At 65.5% G+C, this 13,559-nt stretch carries 14 protein-coding genes; 6 read left to right on the top strand and 8 right to left on the bottom strand.

The genetic code is table 11. The annotated features are described in order from the left end of the window. Positions 1–37: 37 nt before the first annotated feature. The 6 genes from J2X50_RS00085 (at position 38) to J2X50_RS00110 (ending at position 7,021) form a co-directional block, all read left to right on the top strand. Positions 38–376, top strand: a complete 339-nt coding sequence (locus J2X50_RS00085) for a hypothetical protein (protein ID WP_429090398.1) — start codon at positions 38–40, stop codon at positions 374–376. 180 nt (positions 377–556) lie between these two features. Continuing rightward, entirely contained in the window at positions 557–1,249 is a 693-nt protein-coding gene (locus J2X50_RS00090; RefSeq protein WP_429090400.1) for a TerC family protein, read from the top strand. 188 nt (positions 1,250–1,437) lie between these two features. Beyond that, the gene (gene rimO / locus J2X50_RS00095) at positions 1,438–2,754 is read left to right on the top strand and encodes a 30S ribosomal protein S12 methylthiotransferase RimO (RefSeq protein ID WP_429090403.1); all 1,317 of its coding nucleotides are present in this window, start codon (positions 1,438–1,440) and stop codon (positions 2,752–2,754) included. Between the two features lie 123 nt (positions 2,755–2,877). After that, positions 2,878–4,182 (top strand): multidrug effflux MFS transporter, encoded by a 1,305-nt coding sequence (locus tag J2X50_RS00100; protein WP_429090405.1) that lies wholly within the window; start codon positions 2,878–2,880, stop codon positions 4,180–4,182. 150 nt (positions 4,183–4,332) lie between these two features. Continuing rightward, positions 4,333–5,550: an ABC transporter substrate-binding protein gene (locus J2X50_RS00105; RefSeq protein ID WP_429090407.1), complete on the top strand. Its 1,218-nt coding sequence runs from the start codon at positions 4,333–4,335 to the stop codon at positions 5,548–5,550. Between the two features lie 403 nt (positions 5,551–5,953). Continuing rightward, on the top strand, positions 5,954–7,021 hold the full coding sequence (locus tag J2X50_RS00110; RefSeq protein ID WP_429090409.1) for a helix-turn-helix transcriptional regulator: 1,068 nt from the start codon (positions 5,954–5,956) through the stop codon (positions 7,019–7,021). A 145-nt stretch (positions 7,022–7,166) separates the two neighbouring features. Here J2X50_RS00110 and J2X50_RS00115 read toward each other — a convergent pair whose 3' ends face one another. The 8 genes from J2X50_RS00115 to J2X50_RS00150 form a co-directional block, all read right to left on the bottom strand. Beyond that, entirely contained in the window at positions 7,167–8,285 is a 1,119-nt protein-coding gene (locus J2X50_RS00115; RefSeq protein WP_429090411.1) for an NADH:flavin oxidoreductase, read from the bottom strand. Continuing rightward, complete coding sequence (locus tag J2X50_RS00120; RefSeq protein ID WP_429090412.1) at positions 8,266–8,901, bottom strand: nuclear transport factor 2 family protein; 636 nt, start codon at positions 8,899–8,901, stop codon at positions 8,266–8,268. The genes J2X50_RS00115 and J2X50_RS00120 overlap by 20 nt, the downstream gene beginning before the upstream one ends. A 32-nt stretch (positions 8,902–8,933) precedes the next feature. Continuing rightward, complete coding sequence (locus J2X50_RS00125; protein ID WP_429090414.1) at positions 8,934–9,392, bottom strand: MaoC family dehydratase; 459 nt, start codon at positions 9,390–9,392, stop codon at positions 8,934–8,936. A gap of 2 nt (positions 9,393–9,394) precedes the next feature. Then, complete coding sequence (locus tag J2X50_RS00130; RefSeq protein WP_429090416.1) at positions 9,395–10,195, bottom strand: SDR family oxidoreductase; 801 nt, start codon at positions 10,193–10,195, stop codon at positions 9,395–9,397. A gap of 21 nt (positions 10,196–10,216) precedes the next feature. Beyond that, positions 10,217–10,975: an enoyl-CoA hydratase family protein gene (locus tag J2X50_RS00135; RefSeq protein ID WP_429090417.1), complete on the bottom strand. Its 759-nt coding sequence runs from the start codon at positions 10,973–10,975 to the stop codon at positions 10,217–10,219. A gap of 14 nt (positions 10,976–10,989) precedes the next feature. After that, positions 10,990–12,057: an NAD(P)H-dependent flavin oxidoreductase gene (locus tag J2X50_RS00140; protein WP_429090418.1), complete on the bottom strand. Its 1,068-nt coding sequence runs from the start codon at positions 12,055–12,057 to the stop codon at positions 10,990–10,992. Positions 12,058–12,187: 130 nt separating this feature from the next. Next, entirely contained in the window at positions 12,188–12,952 is a 765-nt protein-coding gene (locus J2X50_RS00145) for an SDR family NAD(P)-dependent oxidoreductase (protein ID WP_429090420.1), read from the bottom strand. Positions 12,953–12,997: 45 nt separating this feature from the next. Further along, the gene (locus J2X50_RS00150) at positions 12,998–13,510 is read right to left on the bottom strand and encodes a nuclear transport factor 2 family protein (RefSeq protein WP_429090422.1); all 513 of its coding nucleotides are present in this window, start codon (positions 13,508–13,510) and stop codon (positions 12,998–13,000) included. Between the last annotated feature and the right edge of the window lie 49 nt (positions 13,511–13,559).

Here is a 13,559-nt window from a genome sequence, read left to right on the forward strand (position 1 = left end):
TTTCCAAGGATATGCGGCAGGCTATAGAAGACCCATCATGATGCTCTCGCGACTTGTCCTTGCGCTATCGACCCTACTGTTTGCCGTCTCACTCAGCGGCTGCGCCCGCTCGTCCGACGGCACGGTGGTGATCCCGAGGCCATTGGACTCGCGACGCTTCTGGCAGGACGACGAAGCCAGGCGCGCCGCCGCCGAGCGTGCGCAGGCGTCGACCTTCCCGACCGGGCAGGACATCCGTTTCGTCGAGCAGGAACCCGGTCCGCACGCTGCTCCGTCCCGCCGTACCGCAGCTCCGGCATCCGCCCAGGCAGGCAAGCCGCTGTCATGCCGCAACGTCGCCGGCGCCGGCGGCCGGGTCAGATACGTCTGCGACTGAGCGCCCGGCCCGCCGCGTACGACAGCCCGAAACGGCCGCTTTTCAGCAGATTTCGTCAGCCTGGCGTCAGCTTTCCCGCAGTTTTGCGCGAATTCACCAAAACGTCCGGCTTGTCGGTTGACGGCGAAGCCTTGCGCGTTATAGCCCCATTCCTGACGCGCTACGGAGAGGTCTCGTCTCATGGAAATATTCACGGCTGCGGGCTTTTCGGCCCTTCTGCAGGTCATTGCCATCGACCTGGTTCTGGCAGGTGACAACGCCATCGTCATCGGCCTCGCCGCAGCCGGCCTGCCCTCCGACCAGCGCAAGAAGGCCATCCTGGTCGGTATCGGCGCTGCCACCGTGCTGCGCATCATCTTCGCGCTGATCACGCAATCGCTGCTGGCCATCGGGCCGATGCTGCTGATCGCCGGCGGCCTACTGCTTCTGTGGGTCTGCTGGAAGATGTGGCGCGAGCTGCGCGTCAGCCACGAAGAGGAAGAAGCCGCGACCGAAGCCCTCTCCGAGGTCGATTACGACAAGGACGGAACCGTCGCCGGCAAGGGGCCGCGCAAGACCTTCGCCCAGGCGGCCTGGCAGATCGTCATCGCCGACGTCTCGATGTCGCTCGACAACGTGCTGGCCGTCGCCGGCGCGGCCATGGAGCACCCGACGGTCCTCATCATCGGTCTTGCGCTGTCGATCGCGCTGATGGGCTTTGCCGCCTCCTTCGTGGCGCGCCTGCTGCACAGGTTCCGCTGGATCGCCTATATCGGCCTGCTGATCATCCTCTACGTCGCGGTCAAGATGCTGCTCGATGGCGCAGTTCAGCAGTTCCCCGAGCAGTTCGCCTTCCTGGCGCCCTGGTTCGGGCCGAGCGTCGGCGGCCTTTGAGGCGACGGGATTTGCGGGCCGGTGAAGCCGGCCCGTTCCACATGCCGCACCAGCCGGTTTGCTTGAAGCCAGAACTGTGCTATTGCGCCGCCCGAATTGAGCTCGTGCCAGAGCAAACAGATCGATACATCGCAAGATTTCCGGGCCGGACCCCAGGGTAGCCGGCCCGCGTCCATTGGAAGCCGCCCATGACCGCAGCACCCCGCGTCAGTTTTGTCAGCCTCGGATGCCCGAAGGCGCTCGTCGATTCCGAACGCATCCTCACCCAACTCCGCGCCGAGGGCTACGAGATCGCCCGAAAACACGACGGCGCCGACCTCGTGGTGGTCAACACCTGCGGCTTCCTGGATTCGGCGCGCGATGAATCATTGAACGCCATCGGCACGGCGATGAAGGAAAACGGCAAGGTCATCGTCACCGGCTGCATGGGGGCGACGCCGGAGCTGATCCGCGAGAAGCACCCCAACGTGTTCGCCATCACCGGCCCGCAAGCCTATGAGAGCGTCATGGCCGCCGTGCACGAGGCCGCCCCCCCGGCGCACGACCCGTTCACCGACCTGGTGCCGCCGCAGGGTGTCAAGCTCACCCCGCGCCACTACGCCTATCTCAAGATTTCAGAGGGTTGCAACAACCGCTGCACCTTCTGCATCATCCCGGCCTTGCGCGGCGACCTCGTCTCGCGGCCCGCGGCCGACGTGCTGCGCGAGGCCGAGAAGCTGGCCAATGCCGGCGTCAAGGAACTGCTTGTCATCTCCCAGGACACCAGCGCCTACGGCATCGACATCAAATATGCGACGTCGACCTGGAAGGAGCGCGAGGTCCGCGCAAAATTCCTCGACCTGTCGCAGGAGCTCGGCGAACTCGGCATCTGGGTGCGCATGCACTATGTCTACCCCTACCCGCACGTCGCCGACGTCATCCCGCTGATGGCCGAGGGCAAGATACTTCCTTATCTCGACATCCCCTTCCAGCACGCCTCGCCGCAGGTGCTCAAGAACATGCGGCGCCCGGCGCATGGCGAAAAGGCGCTCGAGCGCATCCGCGGCTGGCGCGACGTATGCCCCGATCTCGCCATCCGTTCGACCTTCATCGTCGGCTTCCCGGGCGAGACGGAAGAAGACTTCGAGATGCTGCTCGACTGGATCGACGAAGCCAAGATCGACCGCGCCGGCTGCTTCAAATACGAGCCGGTGAAGGGCGCCCGTTCCAACGACCTCGGCCTCGACCAGGTGCCTGAAGAGGTCAAGGAAGCCCGCTGGCACCGCTTCATGCAGCGCCAGCAGAAGATTTCCGCGGCCCAGTTGCAGAAGAAGGTCGGCAAGCGCCTGCCGGTGATCATCGACGAGGCCAACGGCACCATGGCCAAGGGCCGCACCAAATACGACGCGCCCGAGATCGACGGTTCGGTGCACATCCAGTCGCGCCGCCCGCTGCGCGTCGGCGACATCGTCACCGTCAAGGTCGACCGCGCCGACGCCTACGACCTGCACGGCCAGGCCGTCTGATCTCCAAGAAGGGGCCGCAGCAGCGGCCCTTTTCTTTTCTGCTGTTTTGATGTCCGCCGGCGACCCGACACCGGAATAGTCCGAACGGCAGATGTTCTTTCGCGGCCGCGGTTGGAATGGGACATGGGCACTCTGCCAAACAGGCGCCTGCCGTTCATTCCAGCCGGGGCCCGCGCCATGAAATACGAACATCCCAGCGAGCGTCCGGCCGGCGTGATGAGCGAGCGGCGCGTGACCATCGTCAGTGCGGTGCTGGCCGGGCTCGGTCCGGCCTCGCTGTCGCTCTTCACGCCCGCGATGCCGGAGATCGTGCATGCCTTCGGCACGACCGAGGACGCGGTGAAGATGACGCTCGGGCTCTATTTCGCAGGCTTCGCCGTCGCCCAGCTCGTCTGCGGCCCGCTGGCCGACGGCTACGGCCGCAAGCCGGTGACGCTGGCGTTCCTCGGCATCTACCTCGTCGGCAGCCTGGGCGCGCTGCTGGCTCCCTCCATCGAAGTGCTGATCCTTTCGCGCCTGCTGCAGGGGGCGGGAGCCGCGGTCGGGCTTTCGCTCTCGCGCGCCATCGTGCGCGACCTGTTCGCCCACGAGCAATGCGCACGCATCCTGAATCTCATCACCCTCATCCTTGCGCTGGCACCGGCGCTGGCGCCGACCATCGGCGGGCTGGTCATGCAAATCGCGGGCTGGCATGCGATCTTTTCGATCATGTTCCTGATGGGCATCGCCGCCCTGCTGACGGTCAGGTTCGCACTGGTCGAAACCGTGGAGCGCGACCCGAGCCGAGTGCGGCCAGGGGCGGTCATTAAGACCTACGGGAATTTGCTCGGCAGCGGCTATTTCCTGTTTTCCAGCCTCGTCATCGCCGGCACGCTGGGCGCCTACTACACGCAGGCGACCGTGCTGCCCTTCATCCTGATGGATCGGCTCGGGCTGACGCCGGCGCAGTTCGGTCTCGCGATGCTGTTCCAGTCGGCGAGCTTCATCGCCGGTTCGCTGGTGATGCGCAGCCTCATTCCGCGCTACGGCGCCTATCGCATGGTCCCGGTCGGTCTGGCGATCAGCGGCCTCGGCGCGCTCGCCATGGCGATCTTCCTGGGCCTGTACGATCCGACTTTCGCCTCGGTCATGGTTCCGATGGCGATGTTCGTCTTCGGCAATTCCTTCGTCATGCCGGCGATGTCGGCTGCCACCGTCGCCGCCTTTCCGGAGAATGCCGGCGCGGCCGCGTCGCTGAGCGGGTTCATGCAGATGGGCAGTGGACTTGCGGGAACCGTGCTCGCGGGTCTCCTCGGCGATGCCGTGAGAGGCATGTCGGTCGTCGTGCCGCTTATGGGGCTCGGCGCGATCCTTGCCTGGCTGGCGTGGCGGAAATTGCCGGAGCCTGAGCTGGCACGGGCGGTCGTCGTCCGGAAGTCGCCGCGCTGAGCGTGGCCCGTTTGGCACATTGGCGACATCTTATTTTAGCGCGACCTGAACAATTTCTGCCTGCCCCCGGTGTTCCATCGTCCAAGCGGACGATGCCCTTGGACCCATGGTCGTGACTGCTGACGGTCGAAGTAAGCGGAGGAGAAACGCATGCACTTCCAGTGGAATGGTTCCATTACCAGACGTCTGACCATCGGCATGGCCTCGGCGGCAGCGCTGGCCCTTTCGGCCGGCCATGCCCCGGCGCAGGAGACGATGAAGATCGGCGGCATCATGTCGCTCACCGGCGGCGGCGCATCGATCGGCAAGACCGCCGAAGTCGGCTGGAAGCTGGCGATCGAGGACATCAACGCCGCGGGCGGCATCCTCGGCAAGAAGGCCGAGCTGGTGCTCGGCGACACCATGACCGACCCGACGCATGCCGTCAGCGAGGTCCGTCGCCTGATCGAAAACGAGAAGGTCGAGGCCCTCGTCGGCCCGGCCACCAGCCAGGAAACGATCCCGGTCGTGCCGGTGGCGACGGAAAAGAAGATCGCGCAGGTCTCGTCGGCCGCCTCCACCCAGCTCACCCCCGAAGCCGGTCCGTTCCACTTCTCGGGCTCGGTCACCGGGCTGAACCAGATGAAGCCGAATATCGACTTCGCCATCGACGTGCTCAAGCTCAAGAAGCTGGCGCTCATCTCCGACAATGGCGGCATGTCCAAGGCCGCCGTGGTCGAGATCGTCGACTACCTGAAATCCAAGGGCGTCGAGCCGACCGCGGTGCAGGAATTCGCCTTCCGCACCGAGGACATGACCCCGCAGCTGTTCCAGATGCGCAATTCGGGCGCCGAGGCGATCCTGCTGATCAACTCGATCGGCGACGATTCGCGCAAGCTGCTCGAGAACCGGGCCGACATCGGCTGGGACGTGCCCGTTCTGGCCAACCAGACGATGACCAACTACGCAGTGGGCAATGCCGCGGTCGTCGGCGAGGAAGCCTTCAAGGACGTCTACAGCGTGCAGTTCGTCGGCATGACCTACTGTGCCAACGATCCGGTCGGCGCGTCGCCCTTCGCCAAGTTCGTCAAGCGCGCCAGGGAGCAGGTAGCCGACGTCGACCGCATGGGCGGCGCCTCGGCGCTGATCCCCTACTACATCCAGCCGATGGTGCTGGCGGCGGCCATCAACGGTTCGGGCAAGACCGACGGTCCGTCGATCGCCGCATGGCTGCAGGAGAACGCCTCCAAGGTGGAAATGCTCACCGGCCCGATCCAGGCGAGCGCCAAGAGCCACTTCCTGCCGGCGCCGGAATCGATCAAGGTGGTCAAGAACCCCTACAAGCCGCGCGAGGACGGGCTGGTCGAACGCGCCAACTGCGGCGACTGAACCGCCAACGCGGATCAGACACATCACGGGCCGGGTCGCGAGACCTGGCCCGTTTGCTTTGTCGCGAGGGCGCCATTCTCCGCTGACACCATGTCAAAAATTCCACGCACGCCACTCATCGTTTGACACACCGTCAATTTAATGACATTGTGTCGACGTTAATCATTTCGCATTCGGGAGGAAGCGCGATGACCGGACCGAGCAGCATGCGCATGGCAGTTGGGTCAGCGATTGTCCGGTCGCAGGCACGACCCGGTTTCCTCCCACCATCCTGAAAGCCGAAGTCCGGGCAGGCCCTACGCCCGCCTGAACCACGAACTCATTCTCGTTTGACCTCCCGGCGCGACGGCCGCCGGGCAAGGACACCGCACGCTCGTGCGACGGATATTTGGGAGAGCCTAAGATGACCTTTCACGCCCGCTCCATCGTCGAATTCGGCCATTTCCTGAACAGGGTTTCGGACAGCCTGCTCAACGGCAAGCCGCTGCGCAGCTCGCTCGAACTCATCCGCGAGCAGTTCGATGCCTATGCCGCAGTGCTGGTGATCGAGGACCGGGCGCGTACCGGCGAGACCTACTACGCGTTTACCGAAATCAACGAGCCGATGCTGGACGCCGCCGGCGCTCCCCTCGCCCGCCCGGCGCAGCTCGCCTATCTGGCGGAACGCTGCCAGCCCATGACAGCGACGCACGTGACCGCCGACGACGCCGCGCGCTACACGCTTTGGGTGTTCCGCGACCGTGCCGGCGCAAAGTTCGACGACGACGCGGCTTCCGTCTGCGAGATCCTCGTCTCGCAACTCGTCCGGGGTGTCGAAACGTCGTGGCGGATGGGCGCCACGGAGGTCGAGCGCAGGCTCTATTCCGATGTCATGGACAAGCTCTATGTCGGCGTCGTCATCCTCGACCATTCCGGCAAGATCGTCCGCGCCTCGGATGCGGCGCTCAAGCTGCTGCAGACCCGCGACGGGCTGCAGATCCAGAGCAATCGCCTGCGCGCCACCTCGGCCAAGGAAGACCGCGATTTCCAGAACCTGGTGAAGATCGCCATGCAGAGCGCGGCCGACGACGAGGGTACCGTCTCGCGCGGGCTGTCGCTGACCAAGCAGTCGGGCTCGCGCAATCTCGGCGTCATCGTCCGGCCGATCCGCGGCAGCAAGGACAACGCGGCAGCGGCCAATTCGGCGGTTGCGGTGTACATCCGCGACCCGGAGGCCAATTCCGAGGTCGAGGGCGATCTCGTGCGCCAGCTCTTCGACCTCACCCCGGCCGAGGCTGCCGTCGCCCGCCGCCTGACCGCGGGCCTGTCGCTGGAGGACGCCGCAAGCTCGCTCGACATCAGCCGTAATACCGCACGCGCGCACCTGCGCTCGATCTTCTCCAAGAGCGGCATCACGCGGCAGACCGAGCTCGTGCGGCTCGTGCTCAACAGCGCCGTCATCCTCGGCCATGGTCCGCGCCAGGCGGCCTGACCGGCATTCCTCCTGATTGACCCAAGCTGACAGCGCCGGCGGACAAAGTCCCCGGCGCTTCTTCTTTGCTGGCTGCAGTGAATGACTGGAGACGGCAGGCTTGGCCGCAAAAAGGAAACGGCGCCGCAAACGGCGCCTTTTGCGATCAGAACAGCGACTTGAGCTGTTCCTTGGAGTAGCCCACACCTTCGACGGCCCGGCCCTGCCGGACCTTCAGCGCCCAGGCCGGATCGGCGAGCAATGCACGGCCGACGGCGAGGATATCGAACTCGTTCCGCGCGAGCGGCTTTTCGATCACGTCGAGCGAGGCGGCCTCGGCTGCATTGAGGCCAGGCCGGTCGAGGCCGGTGCCGCCGACGGCGATGACCGGAAGGCCGGTGATCTTTCTCGTCCAGCCGGCGAGCGTCATGTCGTTCTCGATCGGGAAGCCCGGCTCCCAAAGGCGCCGCGTCGAGCAATGCACGATGCTGACGCCGGCGTCGACCAGCGGTTCCAGTACCTCCGCGAGCTCAGCCGGTGTTTTGCCCAGCACCGCCTTGTAGTCCTGCTGCTTCCATTGCGAATATCGGAACGAGATCGGAAAGTCAGGCCCGACACGGTCGCGCATCGCCTCGATGACCTCGACCGCGAAGCGCGCGCGCTCGCGCCGGTTGCCGCCGTAGCGGTCGGCGCGGCGGTTGGAGGTCGCCCAGAAGAACTCGTCGATCAGGTAGCCATGCGCGCCATGGATCTCGACGCCGTCGAAGCCCAGCCGCTGCGCCGCTTCCGCCGCCTCTGCGTAGGCCTCGATGACCTCGAGGATCTCCTTCTCGGTCATCGCCTTGGTCGGTTCGGCATGACCGGTGAAGGCGTTGAGGTTTTCCGACGGGCCGACGCCAGGCACACCCGGCCGAGGCGCCATGGACGAGTTGCGGAAGCTGCCGGTGTGCCAGAGTTGCGGGAAGATCTTGCCGCCGGCGGCATGCACCGCTTTGCGCACCTTGGCCCAGCCTGCAAGGGCAGCCTCGCCGGCGAAGTAGGGCACACCCTCGTAGCTCGGCGCCGTGGGGTGGCCGATATAGGTCGCCTCGGTGATGATCAGCCCGACCTGGTTCAGCGCGCGGCGCGCGTAGTAGGCCGACACCTTTTCGTGCGGGATGCCCTCGGGGCAGAGGTAGCGCGACATCGGTGCCATGGCGATGCGGTTGGCAAGCTCCAGGTTGCCGACCTTGATCGGCCGGAACAGCTTGTCGGCGATCATGGTGTCAGCGCACGCGGTTGCCACGGATCTCATTGCCTTTGCGCATGGTTTCGATGAAGGCTTCGAGCGGCGCCGGTTCCGGCAATGCCTCGTCGGGACCCGAACGGGCCCAGAACTCCTTCCAGGACGGAAACAGCTCGTGGAACGAACCCTCATACGGCTCGCGACCCGGCCAGCGCATCTTGCGCGAACCGACGGGCGGCTTGTTGAGGTCGGTGGCGTACCAGTAGAGCGGCTGGCGGCGGCGGAAGAACCAGCGCCGGTCGATGCGCTCGTAGCGGTCGTAATACATCATCTGCATGATGACCCACTCGGCGCCGCATTCGTGCTCGTTCTTGGAATAGACCACGCCCACCGCATTGTCGGCGTCGACGAACTCGATGATCGTCGAGCCGACATGGTGCGAGGTGCCGTCGAACTGCTTGCGCATGGTCTCGTCGAGCCAGTCGCGCAGCGCCGCCCTGCCCGACTTGCCGCCGCCGACCTTGACGTTGGGCGCAAACAGCGAGGCCATGGCGTTCATGTCGCGCATGTCGAGCGCCAGCGAATATTTGGAAATCAGCTGGCGGATCTCGTCGCGCGACTCGAGCCTGTCCAGCCGCGCCAGGATCTCGGCCTGCGCGTCGCTCGTCTTGTCCATAGTCACCTCCGGTGGCTGAAGCGCTTGGCGCCTCAGAAGTAGTAGCGGCCGACCATGTCGGCGACGCAGCCGGGCTTCACCGAGCCCTCGATCTCGATGGCCACGCGCACGGTGGTCTGGACGGCGTTGCCGGGCAGAAGCTCGGCGTTGACCAGCTCGCCCGTGGCGCGAACCCTGGAGTTCACCGGCACGGGTGCGGGAAAGCGCAGCCGGTCGCAGCCATAGTTGATGCCCATCTTCATGCCTTCCGCCTTGAACAGGTCGGGCAGGAAGCCGTTGATCAGCGAAAACGTCAGGCAGCCATGCGCCACCGTTCCGCCGAACGGGCCGTCCTTGGCGCGCACGGGATCGACATGGATCCACTGGCGATCGCCGGTCGCCTCGGCGAACATGTCGATGCGCGACTGGTCGATGGTGAGCCAGTCGGTCGAGCCGAGGTTCTGGCCGATTGCCGCCACCGCCTCGTCGGGCGAGGAGAAGACGAGGCCCATCGTCAGGCCCTCTGGCTGGAGACGGAGACGATCTCGCCGACCATGTAGCCGGCATAGTCGCTGGCGAGGAACATCATGACGTTGGCGATTTCCCACACTTCCGCCGCGCGGCCGAAGGCTTCGAGGCTCGCCAGCGCATCGAGCTGGTCCTGCGGCGCCGACTTCTTGAGGAAATCGTGCATGGCGATCGACGGCGAGACCGCATTGATGCGGATGCCATATTCGGCAGCTTCCACCGCCGAGCAGCGGGTGAAGGCCATCACGCCGGCCTTGGCGGCGGCATAATGCGACTGGCCCTTCTGGGCCCGCCAGCCGAGCACGGAGGCGTTGTTGACGATGGCGCCCTTGCCGCGCGGCTGCATCTTCTTGAGAGCCGCGCGCGTCATGCGCATCGTGCCCGTCAAGGTGACGTCGAGCACCAGGTTCCATTCAGCGTCGGTCATCTCGATGACGGGCTTGAGGCCGCCGAGGCCGGCATTGTTGATGAGCACGTCGATGCCGCCGAGCTTCTCGTCGGCGGCGTCAACCAGCGCCTGCACCTGCTCTTCGTCGGTGACGTTGCAGAGCTGGCTGTAGATCTCGACCGTCGCCGAGATCTCGCGCAGCTTCTCGGCCGCTTCCGCAAGGCGACGCTCGTGCACGTCGGAGATCATGATGGCGCGGCAGCCCTCCTCGATCGCCTTGCGGGCTGCAGCGAAACCGATGCCGACACCAGCGGCCGCGGTGATGAGCACGGAGCGACCCTTGAGCAGGCCGTGGCCTTCGACATAGGGCGGAACTGGTTGGATCTTGGTGGCGGTCATGGTGGGGGCGTCCTGGTCTGATTACTTCTTGAAGTCGGCGTCGCGCTTGCCGACGAAGGCGTCGCGCGCCTCCTGCGATTCCTGGGTGAGGTAGGCCTGGGCCGTGAAACCCTGCTCCCAGCGGTATTTCTTCTCGAGATCGCCGTCCTCGATGCCGTTCAACGCTTCCTTGGCGAGGCGGATCATGATCGCGCTCTTGGCGGCGATGGTCTTGGCGAGCTTGATGGCCGCGTCGCGCAGCTCCTCGCGCGGCACCACCTTCTCGACGGCACCGAGGCGATAGGCTTCCGCCGCATCGATCGGCTCGCCGGTGAAGTACATCTGGCGGACCTTCTGCACCGGGAACAGGCGCTGCAGATGGGCGCCGGCGCCGAGCGCACCGCGGTCGACCTCGGGCACGCCGAAGGTCGCGTCAGGCGAGCACAGGACGATGTCGGCCGAGCCGCAGATGCCGATGCCGCCGCCGAGGATGTAGCCATGAGCGGCCACGATCACCGGCTTCAAGCCGCGATGGATGGCGCGGAAGGTTTCCCAGTTGCCGGCATTCACTTCGGGAATGCGCTCGGGCTGCTTCTGCAGCTCCTTGATGTCGACGCCGGCACAAAAACCCCTGCCCTCGGCGCGAATGACGATCACGCGCACCTCGGCGTTGGCGTTCAGCGCGTCGATCTCCTGCGAAAGCCTGCGCCAGCCGACGCTGTCGAGCGCATTGACGGGGGCGTTCTCGATCACCAGCTCGGCGATGCCGTCTTCGATCCTGGTCCAGAATTGGTCGCTCATCGAATTCTCTCCAATCAGTTGGCGGCGACGAGCGCCGAGACGGCCTTGATCCGCGATTCCGCCTCGCTGACGATGCGGGCGATCAGCTCTTCGCAGCTTTCGAGCCTGTCGATCATGGCGGCGGCCTGGCCGGATGGCAGCAGGCCGGTTTCGGTGTTGCCCTCGACCACGCCGCGCTGCACCAGGGTGGGCAGGTTCGGCGCCATCACGGTCTGGGCGAAGCTGTTTTCGCCGCTCGACAGCACCTTGAGGCCGAGCTTGGCCATGGCGATGGGCCCGAGCCCGCTCTCCTTGCCCCACTGGCGGGCATATTTCATGCTCATAGCGAGGCGCGCCGGCAGGCTCATGTTCTCGAGCCGCTTGATCTCGGCGTTCTCGATGAAGCGCTGCGGCAGGCCGTCGACGGCGGTTGTGGTGCGGATCAGCGTCGGATCCTTGGTAGCGAGGTAGCGGTCGAGCGCCGAACGCGGCACCGGCGATTCCTTGGTCATCAGGAAGCGCGTGCCCATGGCGATGCCGGCAGCGCCATAGCTAAGCGCAGCGGCAAGGCCACGCCCGTCGAAGAAGCCGCCGGCGGCAACCACCGGCACCTTCACCGCATCCAGCACCTGCGGCAACAGGATGGTCGTCGGTACGGCACCGGTGTGGCCGCCGCCCTCGCCACCCTGCACGGTGATGATGTCGGCGCCGAGTTCCACCGCCTTGACCGCATGCTTGACCGCACCGACGGTCGGCATGCAGACGACGCCGGCATCCTTCAGCCGCTTGATCGTCTTCGCATCAGGCCCGCGGCCGTAGCTCACGGCGCGCACCTTGTGCTTGATGACGACCGAGATCACTTCCTCGGCGTTGGGCTGGAACATGTGGAAATTGACGCCGAAGGGACGGTCTGTCTTCGACTTGATGGCGAGGATCTGGTTCTCGACGTCGCCCGGCTCGGTGGTCGCACCGGCGAAGAAACCGAAGCCGCCGGCATTGCAGGTCGCAGCCGTGAGATTGGCGTCGGCGACCCAGCCCATGGCCGTCTGCACCACCGGGTAGCGGCTGCCGAGGCGTTCGCACAAGACGGTATGCAGGCTCATGGGCATTCTCTCTCGCTGGAAGTTCCGGCGACCGCCCGTTGCCAGATTGCATGAGGGCGATCGCACTGTCTTGTTTCAATTGATGCGCCGCACAAGGCGGAACATCGTCTGAATGAACTAACGAAAACGATCAGTAGAAGACGCGTCCGCCATTGACCATCAGCGTCTGGCCGGTGATGAAGCGCGACTTCTCGCTCGACAGGAAAATCACAGCGTTTGCAATGTCTTCCGGCTCGCTCAGTTCGCCGAGCGGGATCATGTTCTTGGCCCGCTCATAGGCATCCTTGGGGATGCGCTGCATGGCGCGCGTGTTGGTCGGGCCGGGGCAGACGGCGTTGACGTTGACCTTGAACGGTCCGAGCTCACGGGCGAGTGCGCGAGTGAAGCCGAGCACGCCCGCCTTGGCCGAAGCGTAGTCGACGGTGCCGATGTCGCCGTTCATGGCCGAATCCGACGAGATCGACACGATCTTGCCCGAGCGCCGCTCGCGCATGTCCTCGACCACCTGGCGCGTGCACATCAGCGTCGTCATCAGCGACACGCCGATCACGAACTGCAGCGTCTCGGGCTTGGCCTGCCAGAATTCGGAATAGTTCTCGCGCGCGGTCTGGCCGATGTTGTTGAGCAGCATGTCGACCGGACCAAGCTCGCGCTTGATGCGGGCGAAGCTGTCAGTCACGACCTCCTGGTTCATCATGTCGCCCACGAGCGGCAGCGCCTTGACGTTCAGGGCGCGTACCAGCTCGGCGGTTTCGGCCAGTGCCTCGGCCTCGCGGTCGAGGATCGCGACATCGGCGCCCTCCTGCGCATAGGCGATCGCCGCGGCGCGGCCGATGCCGTTGCCGGCACCGGTCACCACGGCAATCTTGCCGGCAAACTGTCTCTGGTCAGTCATGCTTTCCCTCCCTGCGGAAATCTCGTCTGCGAATGGGTGAAATCGTCAGCCATGGCGGCCGAAAAGCGCAAGCACCCGGTAAGACAGGTCGTCAGGCCCGGGCCGCCCGAGCGGGCTGCCGGCGGCGAAGTCGCCGTAGGCGTCAGGGTCGACGGCGCGCCTGGTCGACCAGTCGAGCGTGATCGAGCGGCCGAGGAAACGCCATTCGCCGTCGTCGCGCCGGTAGCGGTCGAGGCTGCGGCCGCCGGTGATCACTTCGTGCGCGTCGGGGCCGTGCGTGCGGTGGTAGTTGATCTTGTAGACCTCGCCCTCGGCGCGGTCGCCATCGATCTCGAAGCTGGTGTTGACCACGTAGTGCGCGGTCGCGGCATAGTTCGACAGCGCCTTCTCGACGAAGGCCATGTATTCGTCCGGCCCGCCCACGAACATGTCGCCATGCTCCTCGAAGGCCTCGTCGTGATAGAGGCCGCGCAGCAGCTTGAAATCGCGCCGGTCGACCGCCCGCGAATAGGCCGTCACCAGCCGCCGCAACGCGTCGCGCGCCGCAAGCTCGCTCAAGTCTGCCTCCCGAATGCCCATGCCAATTTCCTCCCTGGCCCAGGCGCGT

Source organism: Aminobacter sp. BE322 (assembly GCF_050433525.1).
GTDB lineage: Bacteria > Pseudomonadota > Alphaproteobacteria > Rhizobiales > Rhizobiaceae > Aminobacter.